Annotated in this window: 20 protein-coding genes; 2 read left to right on the top strand and 18 right to left on the bottom strand. The window is 51.5% G+C overall.

Features of this window, described 5'->3' with window-relative positions; genetic code table 11:
• Positions 1-138: 138 nt before the first annotated feature.
• From NSQ73_RS22880 to NSQ73_RS22950, 15 genes are all read right to left on the bottom strand, one after another.
• Complete coding sequence (locus tag NSQ73_RS22880; RefSeq protein ID WP_340988304.1) at positions 139-771, bottom strand: chemotaxis protein CheW; 633 nt, start codon at positions 769-771, stop codon at positions 139-141.
• Positions 772-1,428: 657 nt separating this feature from the next.
• Positions 1,429-1,794 carry an arsenate reductase family protein gene (locus NSQ73_RS22885; RefSeq protein ID WP_042135100.1) on the bottom strand — a complete coding sequence of 122 codons (366 nt, stop codon included), beginning with the start codon at positions 1,792-1,794 and terminating at the stop codon, positions 1,429-1,431.
• Positions 1,795-2,223: 429 nt separating this feature from the next.
• On the bottom strand, positions 2,224-3,330 hold the full coding sequence (locus NSQ73_RS22890) for an RluA family pseudouridine synthase (protein ID WP_340988305.1): 1,107 nt from the start codon (positions 3,328-3,330) through the stop codon (positions 2,224-2,226).
• Positions 3,327-3,893, bottom strand: a complete 567-nt coding sequence (locus NSQ73_RS22895; RefSeq protein WP_340988306.1) for a cob(I)yrinic acid a,c-diamide adenosyltransferase — start codon at positions 3,891-3,893, stop codon at positions 3,327-3,329. Before NSQ73_RS22895 ends, NSQ73_RS22890 begins: the two co-directional genes overlap by 4 nt.
• Positions 3,894-4,019: 126 nt before the next feature.
• Positions 4,020-4,784 (bottom strand): class I SAM-dependent methyltransferase, encoded by a 765-nt coding sequence (locus NSQ73_RS22900; RefSeq protein WP_340988307.1) that lies wholly within the window; start codon positions 4,782-4,784, stop codon positions 4,020-4,022.
• 152 nt (positions 4,785-4,936) lie between these two features.
• Positions 4,937-5,827, bottom strand: coding sequence for an alpha/beta fold hydrolase (locus NSQ73_RS22905; RefSeq protein ID WP_340988308.1), 891 nt, complete (start codon positions 5,825-5,827; stop codon positions 4,937-4,939).
• A gap of 32 nt (positions 5,828-5,859) precedes the next feature.
• Complete coding sequence (locus NSQ73_RS22910; RefSeq protein WP_340988309.1) at positions 5,860-6,504, bottom strand: TetR/AcrR family transcriptional regulator; 645 nt, start codon at positions 6,502-6,504, stop codon at positions 5,860-5,862.
• A 378-nt stretch (positions 6,505-6,882) separates the two neighbouring features.
• Positions 6,883-7,299 (bottom strand): hypothetical protein, encoded by a 417-nt coding sequence (locus NSQ73_RS22915; protein WP_340988310.1) that lies wholly within the window; start codon positions 7,297-7,299, stop codon positions 6,883-6,885.
• An 85-nt stretch (positions 7,300-7,384) separates the two neighbouring features.
• Positions 7,385-8,317: an IS3 family transposase gene (locus tag NSQ73_RS22920; protein WP_340985280.1), complete on the bottom strand. Its 933-nt coding sequence runs from the start codon at positions 8,315-8,317 to the stop codon at positions 7,385-7,387.
• A gap of 5 nt (positions 8,318-8,322) precedes the next feature.
• A complete protein-coding gene (locus NSQ73_RS22925) occupies positions 8,323-8,637 on the bottom strand; it encodes a helix-turn-helix domain-containing protein (RefSeq protein ID WP_340985281.1) in 315 nt (104 codons plus the stop codon).
• A 335-nt stretch (positions 8,638-8,972) separates the two neighbouring features.
• A complete protein-coding gene (locus tag NSQ73_RS22930; RefSeq protein WP_340989372.1) occupies positions 8,973-9,167 on the bottom strand; it encodes an aspartyl-phosphate phosphatase Spo0E family protein in 195 nt (64 codons plus the stop codon).
• A 254-nt stretch (positions 9,168-9,421) separates the two neighbouring features.
• The gene (locus tag NSQ73_RS22935) at positions 9,422-10,612 is read right to left on the bottom strand and encodes an aminotransferase class I/II-fold pyridoxal phosphate-dependent enzyme (protein WP_042135087.1); all 1,191 of its coding nucleotides are present in this window, start codon (positions 10,610-10,612) and stop codon (positions 9,422-9,424) included.
• Between the two features lie 13 nt (positions 10,613-10,625).
• Positions 10,626-11,126 (bottom strand): Lrp/AsnC family transcriptional regulator, encoded by a 501-nt coding sequence (locus tag NSQ73_RS22940; RefSeq protein WP_039308379.1) that lies wholly within the window; start codon positions 11,124-11,126, stop codon positions 10,626-10,628.
• 207 nt (positions 11,127-11,333) lie between these two features.
• Positions 11,334-11,729 carry a spore coat protein gene (locus tag NSQ73_RS22945; RefSeq protein ID WP_042135086.1) on the bottom strand — a complete coding sequence of 132 codons (396 nt, stop codon included), beginning with the start codon at positions 11,727-11,729 and terminating at the stop codon, positions 11,334-11,336.
• Between the two features lie 67 nt (positions 11,730-11,796).
• Positions 11,797-12,030 (bottom strand): hypothetical protein, encoded by a 234-nt coding sequence (locus NSQ73_RS22950; protein ID WP_039308384.1) that lies wholly within the window; start codon positions 12,028-12,030, stop codon positions 11,797-11,799.
• A 187-nt stretch (positions 12,031-12,217) separates the two neighbouring features.
• Here NSQ73_RS22950 and NSQ73_RS22955 point away from each other — a divergent pair, with 187 nt between their 5' ends.
• Positions 12,218-13,456: an NAD(P)/FAD-dependent oxidoreductase gene (locus tag NSQ73_RS22955; protein WP_042135084.1), complete on the top strand. Its 1,239-nt coding sequence runs from the start codon at positions 12,218-12,220 to the stop codon at positions 13,454-13,456.
• A gap of 134 nt (positions 13,457-13,590) precedes the next feature.
• Here NSQ73_RS22955 and NSQ73_RS22960 read toward each other — a convergent pair whose 3' ends face one another.
• On the bottom strand, positions 13,591-15,150 hold the full coding sequence (locus tag NSQ73_RS22960) for a flavocytochrome c (protein ID WP_340988311.1): 1,560 nt from the start codon (positions 15,148-15,150) through the stop codon (positions 13,591-13,593).
• Between the two features lie 179 nt (positions 15,151-15,329).
• Between NSQ73_RS22960 and NSQ73_RS22965 the strand changes: the two genes are divergently transcribed.
• The gene (locus tag NSQ73_RS22965; RefSeq protein ID WP_171718893.1) at positions 15,330-15,788 is read left to right on the top strand and encodes a hypothetical protein; all 459 of its coding nucleotides are present in this window, start codon (positions 15,330-15,332) and stop codon (positions 15,786-15,788) included.
• A 441-nt stretch (positions 15,789-16,229) separates the two neighbouring features.
• Here the strand turns inward: NSQ73_RS22965 and NSQ73_RS22970 are convergent, their stop codons facing one another.
• Together NSQ73_RS22970 and dcuS are read right to left on the bottom strand one after the other, a co-directional pair.
• On the bottom strand, positions 16,230-16,952 hold the full coding sequence (locus NSQ73_RS22970; protein WP_340988312.1) for a response regulator: 723 nt from the start codon (positions 16,950-16,952) through the stop codon (positions 16,230-16,232).
• Positions 16,949-18,616 (bottom strand): DcuS/MalK family sensor histidine kinase, encoded by a 1,668-nt coding sequence (dcuS, locus tag NSQ73_RS22975; RefSeq protein ID WP_340988313.1) that lies wholly within the window; start codon positions 18,614-18,616, stop codon positions 16,949-16,951. The genes NSQ73_RS22970 and dcuS overlap by 4 nt, the downstream gene beginning before the upstream one ends.
• Positions 18,617-18,631: the final 15 nt, after the last annotated feature.

Consider the following 18,631-nt stretch of genomic DNA (forward strand, 5'->3'; position numbering starts at 1 on the left):
ACCACCTTATAAATACATTATTGGTTTGTATTTGGCAATTTTAAGATCAACATGATTATATACAAAAAATGTCGAACAATATACACCGTTCGACAAAATGCCACACATTTCAACATTTGTTTGATATTTTACAAACACTTAGTCAGCAGATATAGTCTCTATCACTTTTTCAAAGTCCAGAAGAACAAGCAGCTTCCCCTCGACTTGCACAATCCTCTGACTAAACCCGCGCTGCACTTGTAAGGCCTCAAGAGTCTGATTCATCTTCGCCGGATTAAACTGATTGATTCTCAATGCCTCATGGACATGAAACGCGGCAGCCTTATTATTCTTCATCTCAGCAATAATATATTTGCCCTGTATCTGTCCAGTTCTCCTTGCAGAAGGATACCCGAAACATTTAGCCAGGTCTATGACTGCAATGGCTTCTCCACGGAACTGAATCAGCCCCTCCATGTAAGGATGTGCTAATGGAACTGGAGTAACCGGAATAGTATTAATAACCTCCCTTACTTGCTGCACATACGTACAATACAGATCATTGCCTAGCAGAAACTCAACAATTCCGACTTCTTCTGTATCCGTTACTGGTAATAATCGCCGTACTGTCATTTCCTCGCCCCATTCATTCAATATCATTGACACTATGTATAGATTGAACTTGGAAACTTGAGGAGGAGGAAGGAGTGACGAAGGGGGATTTTGGAACTGAAGGAGCGATAGCAATCGCCTTAGTCTGCGGATTTCCACCGCGAACAGCAGTATAATCATGAAATCTGCAGACAACAGCGGCCGGAAGTCCAAATATTCACCGCAGTGGCGACTGATTCTTCACTCTAAAATCTCAAGTACAATCTATATTGTTTTAACTATAAATCCAAATTGTTATATAACATGTTTATATGCTATTTAATTTCTGTTTGATAAATTAATACAAAATACATATTACCCTTGCAATAATTCAGGATTGCTCATATGCAGACAAACAATTTGCATCAAAATTTAATCCATAAACAAGGAATGGGATTTCTTTGGGCTGGAGGAAGATATCCAATATAAGCGCGGCAAAGTGTGGAAAGAATTTCAAAAATGTATATGGCTTCGAACAGGGGGACCGGAGACTATTACAATAGCAAATAAATTTATGTTTCCGTTCACTTTTCTGATTATACTTTTAATTTTTCTCCTGAAACTTTCCGAATGGAATTAGGACTGGTTCTAAGGGATATTCTGGAGGTTTCGTACGTATGCCGTTATCTTCCCCTTGCTGCTTTTTGATGCTCCGGTGATCATACGAAGCAAGGGGACAAGAAAGGGCAGCCAAACATAAACATGATATGGGATCCAGTATTGCTGCAATGCTTAAACAAGAAATAAAAAAGGAAATCTTATGGAACGCTGCATTAATCGCCTGGATCGCACCGAATTTTAGGTGTTGCTCCAGGCTTCAGCGTACTGCTCATCTTTGTAGCCGACTGTAACCTTCTTGCCGTCAGTGACAACCGGACGCTTGATCAGCATCCCGTGGCTGGCGAGCAGCTCAAGCTGCTTATCTTCACTGAGACCGGCCAGCTTGTCCTTCAGATTAAGTTCCTTGTAGACCTCACCGCTCGTATTAAAAAACTTCTTCAGCGGCAGTCCGCTGTTCTTCAGCAGGACACGCAGCTCCTCCACTGTGGGCGGCTGCTCGGCAATATGCTGCAAGTCCAGCTCATGCCCCTGCTCCTTCAGCCATTTCACTGCGGCGCGGCAGGTACTGCATTTCGGATATTGATACACCTTCAATTGACTCATATGGTTCTCCTTTTATTATAAGCGCAGCGGCAATGTTGCAGTGCGCTGATTATTAGGGATGCCGGCGCAGCCACGTTCACGGGCCGGATGGCCGGAAGTCAAGCATTCTCTGCAGCCACGGCTAATCCCCACAGTGGAATTTTCCCGGTTCAATCTAAATAGATGGAAATTGTACATTTATTTAGCGTGAATTAGCAGCTTAATAGGAATTAGTTGGATTTTCAACACTTAATTTGAGCGCATTCGATACTTTTCGGCCAAACCTCTTAGATTAGTTGTACTTTTTCCACTTGTTGGATTTAGAGTGGAGAAACAGCTAAGAATAAGTGCAGCCTCGCACTTATTTCACAATCTCACGCTGGCGCCTGGCTGTACCCGCCAGCGAAATCTTCAGCATCCCCTTATATCACGGCCAGGCTGCTGAGACAGTTATTGCCCTGCACCAGTCTCACGCAGCTTCGCCTGCAGCTGCGCCATATCCGGCGGCAGCGGAGCCTCGAAGACCAGATCGGCATGCGTGACCGGATGCCGGAAGGACAGGCGCACCGCGTGCAGCGCCTGGCGCGGAATGGACGCGTCCAGCTCCGCGATCTCTGCCAGCTGCGCCGCTTCCACGGGCGACAGCTCCGCCTCTTTGCTCTCTCCGCCCGGCAGCGTCAGCCTGGCTTCTTGCGTCTCGCCGCCGGGCAGCACCAGCCCGGCCTCCCGCTCTCCGCTGCCCGGCGGAACGAGCCCGCCTGCCGCCTGCCCGCGGGCATACAAAGGGTGACGGTATATGCCGTCACCGATCAGCGGGCAGCCGATCGAGCTCATATGCACCCGGATTTGATGGGTGCGCCCGCTCTCCAGCTTCAGCTCCACGCGCGAAGCCGCGCGTGGATAGACCTCCTTGACCTCGTACCGGGTCAAGGAAGGATAACCATCCGGCGTCACAATCCGCCGGTGCGGCTCCAGCGGGTCGCGGTCGATCGGACCGTCGATGTCGCCGCTCTGCACAGCGGGAACACCGTGCACAAAAGCAGCATACCGCTTGTCCACCGTCCCGGCGATCATCTGCTCGGAGATATGCTGATGGCTGTACGGGTTCTTGGCAATGACCAGTACACCGGAGGTCTCCTGGTCCAGCCGGTGGACAGGGCGGAAGCGGACCCGCTCCCCCTTCTCCGCCCAGTAATGCACCACTCCGTTCGCGAGCGTCTCCGTGTAATGGCCATGGGTCGGATGGACAATGATCCCCGCGGCTTTGTTCACGACTAGCAGATGGCCGTCTTCATATAGAATCTCAAAAGGAATCGGCTGCGGCAGGATATCCTCTGACGTTTCTTCCTCCATCCGGATCTCTACCCGGTCACCGCTGCTTACCTTGACGCTGATATAGACACGCTCTCCGTTCAGCGTAATCCCGAGGTCTGTCATCTTCAGACGGGACAACAACTTACGGGAGACATCCATCCGCTTCTGCAGGATGGTTTTGAGCAGCCAGCCGTCTTCATCCGGCGGCACTCTATAAGTAATCGGCGGATAGTAGCTGGTCATTTGTTCCGGAACACCTTTTTGCTGCGTAAATATTCCACCTCAGCAACCTCCAGCCGTGTATTGGCGGCACGGGCCAGCGCGAAGAAATAATCAGAGAGTCTGTTCAGATAGACAACAGCCTCCGGGTTAATATCAGCACTGCGTCCCAGGGTCACAGCCCGGCGCTCCGCACGGCGGCAGACCGTCCGGCAGACATGCAGGACCGAGGACAGCTGGCTTCCGCCGGGCAGAATGAAGCGCTCCAGTACCGGATTCTCCGCCTGCAGCACATCGATCCAGCCTTCCAGACGCGCGGCCATCTCGCTTTTCACCTTATATTTGTTCTCGCTCAGCCTCACGAACGCCAGGTCCGAACCGCAGTCAAACAGCTCATGCTGAATCTCCAGCAGCTGCTCCCTAACATCAGCGAACCGTTCATCCTCCATCAGACTCCGTGCCTGGCCGACAAAACAGTTCAGCTCGTCTATGGTGCCATAAGCCTCGACGCGGACATCGTCCTTGCCCACACGGCCGCCGATGACTGAGGTTTCCCCTTTATCCCCCGTACGCGTATAGATCGCCATAGTATTTCCCTCCTAAGTTGCAAATCACATAGTAATAGTGTAATCGTTCTTATGTATGTAGGCAAACAAAGATCAGCATTTCTGACATGTAAATAACTCCCTAATGAGCTAGTATTCCCACCCCGCCTACGGCTTCCGGAAAGTAATACAGTACATCAGGCCTTTGCATACTTCCTTATACTCGATCTCCAGCATATCCTGCGGAATGAGTCCAAGCACCCCTGGCAACTCCTCCCCCTGCTGAAAATACCCCTTAACCACCGGCACCTTCCCGTACGTTCCCTTTACCAGCTTCTCTGTCTCATCGGCAATCATCAGTCTGGTGCCCGGCTTCGCCACCCGGATCATCTCCAGTACCGCAGCTCCCGGATCACTAAAATAATTAATTCCGCCGACATGATAGACACAATCGAAGACGTTGTCCTTAAAAGGCAGCTTCTCAGCCTGTCCCTGGAACAGATGTCCCTGAAGCTTCCAGCGACGCAGATTGCGCACCGCCTGCTTCAGCATTCCGCTGGAGATATCCAGTCCGTACAGCTCTGCCTGTACACCCAGATAGGGGAAATTATCGCCGCTGCCCACCGAAGTTTCCAGTACCCGGTCACCGTCCCGCAGTTCAAGCGAAGACAGGAACTGCCCTCTGTAGCTGCGTTCCCCGCCGAATTTCAGGGCGAAATAAGCTTTGTTGGACAGCCGGTAGAAACGGGCTATCCGGTTATATAGCTCAAGGTACTTTTTGTTGCTGCCCTCGGCATCCGCTTCTCCCAAAAAGGCGAGAAAACCCTGCTTCAACGGATACTGACGCCCGCTCTCCGGATTAACTGCTCCCGTTCCTTCGAGCTTCAGCTCATCATGGGTATATGGGTCCTGCAGCACTTCTGCCTGTAACATAAATATCATCCTCTTTTTCCGGTACGCTGCAGAAGAGCCCGTACCTTTAGAATCATCGTGAGTATTCATTATATCCCTGCCGCAGGAGTCCTCCATCGGGCCCCGGGTCCGCCTCCTCCTCCGCCCCGGGACGTACAAGCATTACAGCAGCCTCATATCCCCTGTCTCAGCAGGAATCCTATCAACTCCCGGTTGACCCGCTCCGGCTGTTCCATATTGATGCCATGGCCTGAGCCCCCGATCACCTTATAGCGGAAATCCCCGTCCTGAAGTATGCCGATAAAATCCTTCTTATGCTGCAGCTTGTAATCCCCGATCAGGAAATACAGCTTATCCCTGACTATAGCCGCACGGGCCTTGTCATAGAGCTCAATTCTCTGGACAAACATCGCCTGCTGGTTATGATTCTTCATGAGCAGCACCACATGCTCGGCCAATTTAGGATGTTTTTCCGCAAGTCGTGATTCCGGCGAGCTGAGCTTATTAAATACCTTAAGCAGATTTTTGTGGGTAGGTATCATTATTTCCGGGAACATCATCAGCAGCGTCTGGATCATGCTTTTTAAAGGAGCCGTGACAATCCCGCCTTCCATACAGACTGCCCTAAGGACTCTTCCAGGCTCGTTAACCGTATAATTGTAGACCATGTACGCTCCATTCGATACACCTGCTGCATAGAACTGTTCCAGCTTCAGTCCATCCGCGACGCTGTTGATCCAATCTACCTGATTAAAATTCTGCTTATTGAACCTGGCACCCGGCAGGCTCTTCCCCGGCCCTCCCAGCGTATCCACCGCAATGCAGTAGAAATGCCGGGACAGCTCCCGTATATTCAGCAGCCACATCACCGCCGAATTATCGCCTACCCCATGAAACAGGAACAGGGGCGGCAAACCGGCCTCACCCGCCGTTATACAATGTGTTGTCCCGTACGGGGTCTCGATATCCAGCTCCCGAACCTCCGTCCCCCAGTCCCCGAGCAGCTCATTATAGGAACGGAGAACCTGTTCTTTGCCGGCATCACTTTTAAATACCTTGACCATGGCTAATTCCACCTTTTCGGATATGGGATGGGCTAATGATCTCTTTTCATGAAGCGCAGAACCAGTTCTGTTGAGGGAAAAGGGGCAGCAGCTGTGGCCTGTACCCTCGCTATGCCAAGCCCCTGGATGAATGAGAAATAGGCGACAGCGATTTCCACCGGATCACCCGGAATAATCTCCCCTGCCTCCTGCCCGGCGATGATCAGGGGAACGAGATGCTCGAACGGCTTCATAATCTTCTCCTGCGCAACAAGCTTAGCCTCCTCCGGAATAGCTTCCGAGGTTGCCGTCTGCAGCAGAATGAGCCGGAAGTGCTGCAAAGCAATACTGCCTTGGGACAGGAAGGCCTCGGTCAGCCAGGTAATCCGCTCCATCGGGGTTCCGTCCAGCTCTGCTGCATATTGCACCGACATTCCGGCTCCGTCCGAAGCCAGCTCAACAATCCTGGTGAAGATATCGTCTTTGGATTTGAAATACATATAGACATACCCCTGGCTGAAGCCTGCACTGGCGGCGATATCCTTGATTTTGGTCCCGGCATAGCCTTTCCTTGAGAAGACCTCAACAGCATGATAAATGATCTGACGGATCGCCTTGTCCGGAGCCAATTGCTCAAAGCCCTCAATGAATTTACGTTCCAGCAATTTTCCGTTGTCGCTCTTGCTGTTATCACTCACGATTCCCATCTCCCTCAAAATGAATGACTGTTCATTCATTATACTGTGAAAGGATATTTATGTAAATTAAAAGAGGAGACCTGCTTTGCCGCAGAAAAGTTATAGCATCCAGCAAATAAGTTCATTCATATATTCAGTACAAACTCACCCTAACGGGTGAATCAATCTGAAGCTTATGCGGCCTATGTAGCCAGTGCAGCTTATGTAGATATTAAGGCCACATCGCGATGCTTCACTCAGACTATTTACTGGGCAGTCTTCGGCGAAATCACACGCCAGAGCTTCTCATTTCCTCCTTTTGCGTGCAAACTGTGAAGTGCTCCTCATTTACGCATGCCGCCCACTTTCGGCGGGTTCAGGGGCACTTCTGCCCCTCATTTACGCATGCCGCCCGCTTTCGGCGGATTCAAAGGGATTTATCCCTTTAATTTCCCCGTGCCGCCCACTTTCGCCGGATTCAGAGGGATTTATCCCTTTAATTTCCCCATCCCGCCCACTTTCGGCGGAATCAAAGGGATTTATCCCTTTAATTTCCCCATCCCGCCCACTTTCGGCGGATTCAAAGGGATTTATCCCTTTAATTTCCCCGTGCCGCCCACTTTCGCCGGATTCAGAGGGATTTATCCCTTTAATTTCCTCGTCCCGCCCACTTTCGGCGGAATCAAAGGGATTTATCCCTTTAATTTCCCCGTCCCGCCCACTTTCGGCGGATTCAGAGGGATTTATCCCTTTAATTTCCCCATCCCGCCTACTTTCGGCGGATTCAAAGGGATTTTTCCCTTTATTTTCCCACATCCCGCCCACTTTCGGCGGATTCCGGTGCGACCCCCTTATCCCGGAGTCCTCCGTATAAAATCAGTACTTGTTGTAGATATGCTCTTTATTTCGCTTTTTCTCTCGGCCAGAAGAAGCGGGAGCGGTCTTCTAGGGTCAGCACCCACTCTGCAAAGGTAGCTGGCGGCAGGTTACGAAGGCTCGTATGCATTCTGCGATTGTTGTAAAAGTCCATGTACCGGTCCACCGCTTCATAGGCCTCTTCGAACGTTTCGAATGCCTCTTTGCGGAACAAATCCCGATCGATATTACTGTGGAATGATTCAATAAAAGCATTTAAATCCGGCGTTCGAGGCGGAATACGTTCATGGGTCATTTCCCAGCTTTCACACATGTCGCCAAACAGGTGGCTGACGAACTGTGGGCCGTTGTCGGTGCGGATCACAGGGCGTGCGCTGTCAGGGGCGCAGTGATGCTCCATGGCGCGCGCCAGCGTCTGGCAGGCGTGCTTGGCCTCACACGACGATCCCCGGTGGTAGCCGACGATGACGCGGGTAAACACATCGATAATGCTCAGGACAAAGAAATGCCGGTCACGTCCCTCCACATACCCGTATTTAATGTCCATCTGCCAGAGCTGGCCCGCTCCTGTAATGACTCGGTTCTCCGGCAGCTTCCGGGGATGCTTAAAGCGCTTCTGACGCTGGGGCTGCAGGATATCCAGCGCCTGACACAGCCGGTAGCTTTTCTTGTGATTGAGCTTCAACCGGTGCTGGTTCCACAAGCACTTGGCCAGGAGTTTGTACCCGTACACGTGCTCTTCTCCAGCGATTAATTCCAGCAGCCATTCCTGGATCTCCTCGTCACTAATCTTTTCCCCAGACTCGTTAAAGGAGTAGCCTGGCTGGGGTCTTCCACGCCCCCCTTGAACGGCCTTTGGGGACAGTGACCTGCGTTTCTTACGGTCGTAGTACGTGGACTCTGCTAGCCCCATGAGACGCAGTACCAAAGCTGCTGTATTCCCCTGCTTAATGAACATGTCGGCTACCTCGATTTTTTCGGATAAGCAGGGGTTGGCTTTTTTAGCAGTTCACGCAGAATCTCAATCTCTAACTCCTTTTCGCCGAGTATCTTGACGGCCTTCTCGTATTTCTGCTCCACTTCCAGGAGGCGCTTCAGTTCCTCCACCTGCTCCTGGGGATACGGATGATCTTGTTCCCCATGGGCCTCTCGGTAATCTCTCACCCACTGATTCACCGTCGCTGGGGTCACCCCATATTTTCGGGCAACCACCGCTGCCTTAATGCCAGACAACACCTCTTGCGCTGCCTTCTCTCTTGTTCCTGTTAAGTTTCCCATTGTGTTCATCCTCCTCCTGTATTCAGTCTACATTTTTATGGGGGAGGACTCCAACTTCATTAGGGGGCTGTGGAGATTCAAAGGGATTTTTCCCTTTAATTTCCCCATACCGCCCACTTTCGGCGGATTCAAAGGGATTTATCCCTTTAATTCCTGCCTACCGCCCACTTTCAGCGGATTCAGCGGGATTCCTGATACAAGAATAGCTCCGTCCTAAGGATGGATAGCTTCCACTTACGAAAATCATAATCACCTACACGGTGAGACTCTGAGGCGCAATAAAAAACGGACACCTCCCGCAAAGGGAAATGTCCGCTTCAATATAAATCAGCCGGTTAATCGTTCTTACGGTGGCGGCCTCTCATATACTCATTGATCTTCAGGTCCAGCAAGCTGCTGATGGCAATCACATTATCTGAGGTAAAGGAATTCTCCTGTACAAAGAGCTGTTCCATTCTGCTGCGGAGGACCTGTATTTCATTTTCCAGCGAGAGCCTGCGTGCATTTGCATCACCCCTGGGAGGATGTATCCCGCTTCCGGAACTACATTCCCCGCCATAGGAAGGTAAGTAATAATCTGCGCTCAGCACAATCATCCCTCCTAATGTATTATTGCGTGATATCCGGATACCTGATACTGAATTCTTCCTATCCGGACTCTGCGCCCTATTCTAGAATAAGACCTCCATGTAAGTGTATTACAGGTGTTTCTTGTCCTTAGAGTAAAATAATACCATATAGAAGAGTGATCGGCTATAGTTCAATTTACTTCATTCTGTTTGCATTACTCTGCCCGCTCGCGGGCCAGCTGTGAGACAAATGCCCCAATCCGTTCAACCGCTTCGTTCAGCTGGGATACCGAGGTTGCATAGGAGCAGCGCAGGTAACCTTCACCGCCAAGTCCGAATACACTGCCCGGAACTGCAGCCACCTTATATTCCAGAAGCAGACGCTGGGCGAATTGATCGGAGGTCAGTCCGGTGCGCTGAATACTCGGAAAAGCATAGAACGCGCCTTGCGGCTCATGACAGTCCAGCCCGGCATCGCGCAGCCCTTTGACGATCAGCCGGCGCCGCTGATTATAGGAATCCGCCATCCGGTCCTTCTCTTCCATTCCGTTGGTCAACGCTTCCAGCGCAGCCACCTGGCCCATCGAAGGCGCGCACATGACTGTGTACTGGTGAATCTTCAGCATCGCGGAGATCAGGTCCGGGTGACCGCAGGCATATCCCATCCGCCAGCCGGTCATGGCGAAGGCTTTGGAGAAGCCGCTGACCAGAATGGTCCGGTCAATCATGCCCGGAAGGGAGGCAAAGCTTACATGATTGCTTCCATAGGTCAATTCAGCATAAATTTCATCGGAAATTACTATGAGATCATGTTTCTCTACCACTTTGGCAATCGGTTCCCAATCCTCACGGCTCATAATCGCACCCGTCGGATTGCTCGGATAGCAGAGAATGAGAATCTTGGAGCGCGGGGTGATCTTGGCTTCCAGATCAGCCGCCGTAAGCTTGAAGTTATTCTCTCCGAAGGTCTCAATGCCGACCGGAATCCCGCCGCCGATTGCTGTTATTGGTGAATAAGAGATATAGCATGGCTCGGGAATCAGAATCTCGTCTCCCGGTGAGATCAAGGCCCGGAGCGCCAGATCTATCGCTTCACTGCCGCCGACGGTGGCAATAATCTGGTTCGCAGGATCATATTGCACCGCGAAGCGGGTCTGCAGATATTCGGCAATGCCTTCTCGAAGCTCCGGCATGCCGGCATTGGAGGTATAACCGGTGAAGCCGCGCTCCAGCGAGTAGACGCAGGCTTCCCTGACATGCCAGGGAGTCTTGAAATCCGGTTCCCCGACACCCAGTGAAATAATATCCTTGCTGCCTGCCGCCAGATCAAAAAACTTGCGGATGCCCGAGGGCTGTATCTGCTGGACCAGCGGGGCCAAATAGGAATTCATCGACTTCGTAATCATGGCATTACATCCTTCACGGAGATATCATCAGACGGTTGTCTTCTTCATGCTCTTCAAAGATGATACCGTCCTGTTTGTATTTTTTGAGCGTAAAGTTAGTTTTGGTAGAGAGTACCGCATCAATCGGCGACAGCTTCTCGGAGACGAAATTGGCGACCTCCCGCAGATTGCGGCCTTCCACTTCGACCAGCAAATCGTATGCGCCGGACATCAGATAGACCGATTTGACCTGCGGATACAGATAGATCCGCTCGGCAATGCCTTCAAAGCCGCGGCCGCGTTCGGGTGTAATCTGGACTTCGATCAGCGCAGTCACCCGTTCATCGTCCACCTTATCCCAATTGACCACAGTAGCATATTTCACAATGACATGATCCTGTTCCATTTGTGCAATCACGGTTTTGACATCTTCTTCTTCCGCACCAAGCAGGGTTGCCATTAAAGCTGTTGAGCTTCGCGCGTCCTCCTTGAGCAGTTCCAGCACTTTCCTCTTCAAATCATTCATTTCCTTCATGCCTTCCCTCCGGATAGTTCGCCAGTCCGGTACCCCTGCTTCAGGGCAGAGCGCCTGCGAAAAGAGTTTAGTATTAATATGACACGAAAATGACAGTTCTGCAAACAAAATAACCCCGCCTGGGCGGGGTTACAATGGATCTTTTTATTTGTGTTTCTCCGCACCAGCGGACATGCAGTCCTATGCTTCATCCGCCCCGCGTGAGGGTTACATATAGTAAGAACCGTTATTGTGCTGGACATTGGCCTGATGCAGCGGAACATTGGACGCCTGATTGTAGGCACCGGCTCCGCCTGTTTTCTCACGCACGAACTGCTGGCATTTCTGCTGGGTCTGCTGGGCAGTCTGAATCTGCTTGTCTACATCCTGACGCAGCGCTTTCCCCGGAGCAGTATACATGTTCATTTGTGACATTTGGTTATACAGCTCTCCCTGAAGTCTGAGCGTATCCATCGTCAAATCATTGAATACCCGGCGTACTGTAGGACAATTCGATTCTGTAGCTGCTGTTGTATATTCACGGACTGTCCGCTTCAAATCAGCCAAAACCGTGTTCAGTAAATCCTCATCTGCCATGAATGGCGTTCCGTTTTGTGCGTACACAGTAAAACCTCCTTAAAGTTTGTGGGATATGCTTCCCGGCATCAAATTTGTGTGCGGCCAGTAATAATTATTGCGGCTGGGTTGGTGCATATTGCTGATGCTGATGCAGCAGCTGTACAAGCATATCCATATGGTGGGTATGACTTTGAATTTGCTGTACACAGATTCCCTGCACCGTGGAGTTTTGAGTGGTTCCGGCTGTAGCGGCCAGCTGCTTAATCAGCAAATCTTCGTTGGAAATGGAATCTGCGATATATTCCAGTTCTTTTCCGCTAAGCGCCTGCATTTGGTTAGATTGCATGTTCAGTATTCCCTCCTTCTGGATGTTCAAGCGTTCCTTAGTATGCCGCAGAGCAGAACACTTTATGTGCCAAAAAGCGCAAAGCTGCTTCTGAAAAAATCGGATTAACACCTTATAAACCGCGCATGAGCGGCTGCCAAACTGCAAACAATACCTTACCTTGATTATATAAAGGAGCGACCATACCATGAAACTCATCAGCGGGCAGCTGCCCTGGGAGAATACACTGCTTCAACCGCCGGTATATCCGGTACTAAATGAAGATATTACCTGTGACTGTCTTATTGTAGGCGGCGGCATGGGCGGGGCGACGATGTCCTACCGTATGTCCCTTAGCGGAGCGGATACCGTTCTCATCGATAAAAGAGCAGTGGGCAGCGGAAGCTCCCACGCCAACACGGGACTGCTGCAGATCGCGAACGACAAGTCGCTGACCGCCTGCATGAATACCTTCGGGGAAGAGAACGGCGTGCTGTTCTATAAGCTGTGCCAGCAGGGCGTCCGCGCGATTCTCGACCTGCCGGGCAAGCTGGATATTGATCCGCAGATCATAGAACGCAGCAGTCTGCTGTATGCCAGTGTCCCTGAAGATGTACCCGCCCTGAAGCTGGAGAATGAAAACCTGATCCGGCATGGATTTGATTCAGAATTCTGGGATGAGGATAAAGTACGTTCGCATTATTCCTTCTCCAAACCTGCCGCACTCTTCTCCCGGGGCGATGCCGAGACCAATCCGTTCCGGACCGTGCACAGCCTGATTGATAAAGCCCACTCCGGCGGAGTCCGGGTCTATGAGCATACCGAAGCCCTTAATTACGAATATAGTGCTGACGGCGTGGTCTGCCATACAGCGAATGGCCGGATTTTTGCGAAAAATGTTGTGTTTGCCATGGGGTATGAAACGCAGGATATGAAAAAGGACCGGGGCGCGGAGCTGATCAATACATATGCCATCATGACGAGGCCTCTTACGGACTTCCCCAAATGGCATGAGCAAAGTCTGCTCTGGGAAACGGCACGGCCTTATCTGTACTTCCGGACCACACCGGACGGACGGATCATTGCCGGAGGCAAGGATGAACAGCTCACCAGTCCCGAGCGCCGCGATGTCCGTGTGCTCTCCCAATGCCAGCGGCTGCTGGAGGAGCTTGTGGCCCTGTTCCCGGAGCTTCAGGGAATAGAGGCTGAATACTCCTGGGGAGCGGTCTTCGGCTCTACCCGTGACGGCTTGCCTTATATGGGGCCGCATCCGGAGTACCCGCACTGCTATTTCATTGAAGGCTACGGGGGCAACGGAACCGTCTACAGCATGATCGCGGCCGAACTGCTCGCAGATACCCTTGCCGGCAAGGTGCGCCCCGAGCTGGAGCTGTTCTCGCTGACCCGTACAACGAAGCCTGCGCCGTCTCCGGCAATTCAGGCGTAAGCAGCTGAGCCTGCGGGAGCCTTGCTGCATCCGGCAGGAGCAGCAGCAAGGACACGCAGGAAAGGGATGCTCCGCAAGCCTGATGGCTGCGGAGCATCCCTTTTATAATAAAGCTGACAATATGGAATAATAGCTTATTGTGCTTTTACAAACTCAGCAGATTTAATCCCTGCCTGCCGTCCAAAGATAATAATCTCGGCTACAGAATTCCCGCCGATCCGGTTCTGGCCGTGTAATCCGCCGACTACCTCACCTGCTGCAAAAAGTCCTGTGATCGCTTTGCCGTCTTTGTTCAAGACCTCTGTATTGGTGTTAATCACCACACCGCCCATGGTGTAGTGAATTCCCGGGCCGATTTGGATCGCGTAATACGGTGCGCCGGACAGATCATTATCCATGCCTGTTGTTCTGCCGAATTCCGCATCCGACTTATTCTTCACTGCGCTGTTCCAGGTATCTACGGTCGTCTTCAGCTGATCTGCCGGAACGTTCATTTGTTCTGCCAGCAATTCGATGGTATCCGCTGTTTTGACTACACCCATCTTGATGTACTGGTCCACCGCTTTGACGCGGGATTTCACGCCGGAATCAAACACCAGATACGCTGATTTCTCCGGAAGTGTATTGATGGAAGCTGTCACTTTATCACGAGTATCCATTTCGTTGCCGAAACGTTTGCCCTCGCTGGACACCAGAATTGCACCTTCGCCCCGGACCGCTTCACCGATCAGGTAGGATTTCTCCTGCTGTACAGTCGGGTGTACCTGAATCTGATCCAGATCTACCGTTGTGCCGCCAGCCTGTTCAATCATCCGGATGCCGTCGCCTGTGCTGCCGATCTGGTTCGTGGTCACATAACCCTCGAGGTCAGGTCTGACTTCGGTAATCATCTCCATATTAGCGCCGAATCCGCCGGTTGTTACGATCACTGCTGATCCGGTAATTGTTTTCTCATCGGCCTGGTTGAACAACACCTTGACGCCGTTCACCTTGCCATCCTGCACTGTAAGTTCCTTCACGTCCGCATTAACGAACAAGGGAATCCCTTGCTCTTGTACATTTCTTACGAGTCCGGCAACCAGATATTGACCGACTGCTGAGCCGTCTTCCGGACGGTGGGTGCGCTTCTCTTTCATTCCGCCGGTAATCGTAATATTGTTCAAACGGATTCCGATCGAATCCAGCCAGTCAATGGCACTTGCGGAATTGTCCACGAAAAAGCGGAGCAGCTCCTTGTTGTTCGTATCATGGCCGCCTGCCAGTGTCTCTTCATAGAACAGATCATTGGTATCCTCGATGCCCTGCTCCTTCTGGAACTTCGTCTGCGAAGCGTTCATACCCGAGGAGGATTTGGTAGTATTACCGCCGGCAACCGGCATTTTCTCGAGAATAACCGGGTTCATGCCGTTAGCCTTGGCTTCCAGCGCCGCCGACATTCCGGCACCGCCTGCGCCCACAATGATGATATCATATTTATCTTTTAACTGATCGTACGGTGTATAGCTCGCTTCGGATGCTCCCGATACGGCTTCGGCTGTCTCTTTAGGTGCAGTGGTTGCTGCAGGCTCTGTGGTTGCGCTGTTCTTACCCTTGCTCTCATTGACACTGCCGTTAGCATTGTTGTTACCGCAGCCTGCGATAACCAGCATAACGGAAAGAACGAGTATAAGAGTCGCTGCATATCTCTTTTTCATAGTAACGCTTGCCCCCTTGTGCATATTTTCACAATTATCATATCCGCAAAAGGGCTGTCCTTGGAAGCTTACGTAATTAAAGAAATCATTAAGTAACTAAAGTAAGTGAATTTGCGTGCGGATGTTTATAGTTTTATAATTGGGACTTACACAATCGTATGACTAGGAGGAACTGAACCATGGACAAAAGCAAAAAATATATGCTTGCCGGCGCCATCCTGACCGCAGCTGGTGTTTCTCTAATGACCTATACAGCAAACCGTTACACTTCCTTCAAAAAAGTGGTGGCCAGAACCATCCGGCTGGAGGATATCGCCTCCCTTGAAATCACCCGTCTGTCCTCTGTTCCCGGTGAACAGAAGGATATTGTGGTTACGGAGCCGGAGGCCATCAAACAAATATGTGATGATTTCGCCGACGTCCGGTTAATGAAATCAGCGCGGAATGTAAGCACAGACAACAAATACAGCTATTATATTACCATCGTACAGGCTGACCGGAAGCAGCGGTTTGATATCATTCTCAAGGGCAGGCAGCATATGATTATTTACGATAATGATATGAACAATCCGCATTTAAAAGCTTATAAAATTATGGGTTCCTTCCATCCGCAGGCATTGAAGCTGGCTTTTGCCTGATCGCAGGGCTGCATAAATCACCTTTGCTAACATATAGAATCAGAATTAAACATGGAGTCATAGCTGGCAGTGTTGGGGCGGCCATGACTCCATATTAGTAGAATTAGTAGAAGTTGTAATCTTATTCATTAATTCCTTGATGTAGAGGACTGAAATTCCGTTATTTGGGCAGATCAGGCGGATTCGTTGACTAATCGGACTCAGAATCGCTTATTTGACCAGACATAGCTCATTTCCGGCCCGAATGAACAGGATAAGGGAATCTCAGTCCGTTTCATCCTCATAAAACGGTTATTTGGAAATATAGCGGCTTCTCAGTCCGCTTCACTTACAGGCTTGAAATATCAACAATTTCCCCGATCACAATCTCCCAGGCAACAAAAAAGGACCCGAAGGCCCTCCATTAACCACTAACCACCCGCTGTCCAATTTACCAGCCGCTCATCTATATTTACTTATAAGTTCATGCCCCTCCGGCTTCACCTTGTACATATATACCGGTCTGCCTACCCCGCCGTAGCTGAGCTCCATCTCCAGAATGCCTGCCTCGGTCAGAAAAGCCAGATATTTGCGGACAGAAATCCGCGAAATCGGCGCCTGGCTGCTGATATCTTCAGTGGAGAATACCGGATTCTGCAGCTGCTTAATCGTATCCCAGATGCTCTCCAGTGTGCCTTCGGTAAGACCTTTGGGCAGGCTCTGCGCCCCAGTCTTGTCTTCTTCAGCCTCCGGAGCGGAATGGCGCAGCAGCTTATCCAGCTGTTCCTGGCTCAGATGCTCCTTGTGCATTAACCGAAAGTCTTCGCGGTATGCCGACAAAGCCGCCTGAAAACGGGCAAACTCAAATGGCTTGATCAGGTAATCCACAGCCCCGTTCTGCAGCGCCTTGCGGATGCTTGCATTATCGCTGGCGGCGGAGATCACAATGATATCCGCCTTGCTTCCCTGCTCCCGGAGCGTGGACAACAGCTGAAGCCCGCTGGTACCGGGCATATAGATATCCAGCAGCAGGAGATCGATCTCCTGTTCCGCCAGCATCTTCAAGGCCTCATCTCCTGAAGCCGCCCAGCCCGCGAACTCGAAGCCCTGGACCTGTTCGAGATAATGGCGGTTGAATTTCGCTACCATCGGGTCATCTTCTACAATCAGCACTTTAATGTTCATTGGCTCTCCTCACCCTTTGCAGCATATGGCACATCAACGATGAACGTGGTTCCCTGCCCGCCGCCGCAGGCGGCAATCTGAAGATGTCCCTGCAGTTTATCTACACTCTTCCTGACTAAGTACAGTCCGATTCCCCGGTGTTCCCCCTTGGATGAGAAGCCCTGGACGAAGATCTGCTCCCGGAGTGCCTCCGGAATCCCCGGGCCGTTGTCGCTAACCTCACACAGCAGCCTTCCCTCTTCATAGTGAAAAGCAAGTCCGATCCGCTTATTACTGTGTACATCTCTGCCGTGTACATCTCTGCTGTATACATCGCTGCTGTGTTCATCAGGTCCCGGGCCGCCCAGCGCTTCCATCGCATTGTCCAGCAAATTCCCGGCAATCGTAATCAGCTCATGAATAACCTGCGAATCTGCCGATTCCGGCAGATAACTGTCCGCAGTCAGCAGCAGTTCAATTCCCGTCTCGCGCGCCCGGCTCAGCTTACCCAGCAGAAAACCTGCCATAGCCGGGTCCTTAATCTGTCTCGTGATGGCCCCGATCTCCTGCTGGTAGTTATTTGCCGTTCCCAGAATATACTGCTGCAGCTCGTCATATAAGCCCATATGCGTCATGCCCATAATCACATGCAGCTTGTTCATGAATTCATGGGCACCTGCCCGCAGGGCGTCTGCATAGACAGAAATACCCGACAGCCGTTCGGCCAGAACTGCCAGCTCAGTCTTGTCACGAAATGTAGCGATGGCTCCGGCAATCTCGCCGGCTACGCGGACCGGCAGGCTGCTTACGAGCAGGGAGACACCGCCCAGCTCCAGCTCCTGGTCCTGCCTGCCTTCCCCGCTGGCCAGCACATGCTCCAGACGCAGCTCTGGCCAATAATCGGCAATCTGCCGGTTTACAACAGCGCCGTTGATCCCTGCCGCCTTGAGAAGCCGGTGCGCCTCCATATTGATAAGCGTAATGCGCGCTTCCTGGTCAATCGCAATAATCCCCTCGCGAATGGATTCCAGCATGGCGCTGCGTTCCTGCAGGAGTCTGGAAATATCGGCAGGCTCCATGCCGAACATCATTTGCTTGATCCTCCTCGCCAGAACAAAAGCGCCTCCGGCCCCAAACAGCGCGCCTGAGACCAGAATGGCAATAATCGTCCATTCATTCTGCCTGACCAGACGCTGCACCCTGTCCATCGACAGTCCAGCTACTACGACCCCGAGCTGATGCCCTCTGCCGTCATAGACCGGCACGAATGCCCGCAACGAATTCCCGAGCGTCCCTGTTCCTTCGGAGATGCTCTCTTGTCCGCGCAGCGCAGCCTCCTGCCCGCCTCCCACGAAGGGCAGTCCTACCTTGGAGGCATCCGGATGCGAATACCGAATGCTGTTCATATCCATCACCACTACAAACAATATATCATTACGGCGTGTAATCTTGGAGGTGTAGGCTTGAATCCCCTTGCTGTTCCCTTCGCTTAAGCCCTCTGAGAGCAGCGGCATCAGGGCAATCGTGCGGGCAATCGTAATGGCCTTATCCTCCAGCGCATGCCGGGTCTGGGGAATAATCTGATTGCGGAATATAATATATAAGACCAGCAGCACCAGGACTACAACAGCAGATACCATTACCGCTACCGTTGTCCTTAGGCTGTAGCTTTTTTTCTTGGCCAAGGATGCCCATGCCTC

Origin of the sequence: Paenibacillus sp. FSL R10-2736 (assembly GCF_038000245.1) — a bacterium.
Classification (GTDB): Bacteria; Bacillota; Bacilli; order Paenibacillales; family Paenibacillaceae; genus Paenibacillus_AQ; species Paenibacillus_AQ phytohabitans.

What these genes read in the sequence shown, in the direction of transcription:
- NSQ73_RS22925 (WP_340985281.1), bottom strand. Translation starts at nt 8,637, where the DNA reads ATGGGAAACTTAACAGGAACAAGAGAGAAGGCAGCGCAAGAGGTGTTG.
- NSQ73_RS22900 (WP_340988307.1), bottom strand. Translation starts at nt 4,784, where the DNA reads ATGTTACAGGCAGAAGTGCTGCAGGACCCATATACCCATGATGAGCTG.
- NSQ73_RS22880 (WP_340988304.1), bottom strand. Translation starts at nt 771, where the DNA reads ATGATTATACTGCTGTTCGCGGTGGAAATCCGCAGACTAAGGCGATTG.
- NSQ73_RS22885 (WP_042135100.1), bottom strand. Translation starts at nt 1,794, where the DNA reads ATGAGTCAATTGAAGGTGTATCAATATCCGAAATGCAGTACCTGCCGC.
- NSQ73_RS22915 (WP_340988310.1), bottom strand. Translation starts at nt 7,299, where the DNA reads ATGTGGGAAAATAAAGGGAAAAATCCCTTTGAATCCGCCGAAAGTAGG.
- NSQ73_RS22935 (WP_042135087.1), bottom strand. Translation starts at nt 10,612, where the DNA reads ATGATTACGAAGTCGATGAATTCCTATTTGGCCCCGCTGGTCCAGCAG.
- NSQ73_RS22955 (WP_042135084.1), top strand. Translation starts at nt 12,218, where the DNA reads ATGAAACTCATCAGCGGGCAGCTGCCCTGGGAGAATACACTGCTTCAA.
- NSQ73_RS22960 (WP_340988311.1), bottom strand. Translation starts at nt 15,150, where the DNA reads ATGAAAAAGAGATATGCAGCGACTCTTATACTCGTTCTTTCCGTTATG.
- NSQ73_RS22890 (WP_340988305.1), bottom strand. Translation starts at nt 3,330, where the DNA reads ATGACCAGCTACTATCCGCCGATTACTTATAGAGTGCCGCCGGATGAA.
- NSQ73_RS22970 (WP_340988312.1), bottom strand. Translation starts at nt 16,952, where the DNA reads ATGAACATTAAAGTGCTGATTGTAGAAGATGACCCGATGGTAGCGAAA.
- NSQ73_RS22965 (WP_171718893.1), top strand. Translation starts at nt 15,330, where the DNA reads ATGGACAAAAGCAAAAAATATATGCTTGCCGGCGCCATCCTGACCGCA.
- NSQ73_RS22940 (WP_039308379.1), bottom strand. Translation starts at nt 11,126, where the DNA reads ATGAAGGAAATGAATGATTTGAAGAGGAAAGTGCTGGAACTGCTCAAG.
- NSQ73_RS22905 (WP_340988308.1), bottom strand. Translation starts at nt 5,827, where the DNA reads ATGGTCAAGGTATTTAAAAGTGATGCCGGCAAAGAACAGGTTCTCCGT.
- NSQ73_RS22920 (WP_340985280.1), bottom strand. Translation starts at nt 8,317, where the DNA reads ATGTTCATTAAGCAGGGGAATACAGCAGCTTTGGTACTGCGTCTCATG.
- NSQ73_RS22895 (WP_340988306.1), bottom strand. Translation starts at nt 3,893, where the DNA reads ATGGCGATCTATACGCGTACGGGGGATAAAGGGGAAACCTCAGTCATC.
- NSQ73_RS22950 (WP_039308384.1), bottom strand. Translation starts at nt 12,030, where the DNA reads ATGCAATCTAACCAAATGCAGGCGCTTAGCGGAAAAGAACTGGAATAT.